At 51.4% G+C, this 941-nt stretch carries 1 protein-coding gene; it reads right to left on the bottom strand.

Annotated features, from left to right (window positions below; genetic code table 11):
- A partial coding sequence (locus C400_RS26420; RefSeq protein WP_232795439.1) for a condensation domain-containing protein occupies positions 1-941 on the bottom strand: 941 nt, incomplete at both ends.

Genomic DNA, 941 nt, shown 5'->3' with positions numbered 1-941 from the left:
ACGTCCAAGCTGAGATCGAATTTAGAAACAATTTCTTCGCTGGCATACGTCGACAAATGGAGTCCGGGAAGCTGGATTTCCAAATTCTCTGTATTCTGCAAAGCAAACATCGTATCGAACAGCGGATTGCGGCTTAAATCGCGAGCCACATTCACCTTATCCACCAGTTCCTCAAACGGATAATTCTGATGTTCAAAAGCGCCCAGCGTCGTCTCCTTGATTTCCTTCAAGTAGTCAAGGAACGTTTTACCAGCAGCCGGATAACTGCGGATGGCCAGGGTATTGACGAACATCCCGATCAGCGGCTGAACGTCGCTGTGATTTCTTCCTGCAATCGGCGTACCGACCACCACGTCTTCTTGCCCTGTATACTTATGCAGTAACATTGTATAACCAGCAAGCAGAACCATGTAAAGCGTTGCGCCGTTCTCGGCTGCAAGCCGTTTCAGACCCTCACTTTTCTCGCTATCCATAAACAATTGTAGCGTGCGGCCCTCGTAGCTCTGCATAGCCGGGCGCGGATAGTCCGTCGGTAATTCCAAAACCGGCAGTTCTCCGCGGAACATGTCGAGCCAGTAGGCTTCCTGCTTGGCAAGCTGAGCTTTCTGCTCGTCCGATTGCTGCCATACCGCATAATCTTTGTACTGAATGCGGAGCGGCTCCAACTGCTCCCCGCTGTACAAGCGGACGAACTCTTCGATCAGTACGTCAACCGAAACGCCGTCAGATACGATATGATGCGTATCGAACATTAGAATGTGCCGGTCCGGCGCCATTTCAGCAAGGCCTACCCGCAGAAGTGGCGGCTTCGCTAGATCAAACGGACGAACGAATTGGCGCACCGTTTCTTCTGCCTGCTCCTCGTTGATCTGCACATATTCCACCTGGAAGGCGGCTTCTTCATAAATCCGCTGAACCGCTTCGCCTTTTACCATCTCAAA

This window comes from Paenibacillus sp. ICGEB2008 (genome assembly GCF_000307675.1).
GTDB classification, from domain to species: domain Bacteria; phylum Bacillota; class Bacilli; order Paenibacillales; family Paenibacillaceae; genus Paenibacillus; species Paenibacillus polymyxa.
Note: the sequence above shows the minus strand (reverse complement) of the source record. Positions and strands in the feature narration are given on the sequence as shown.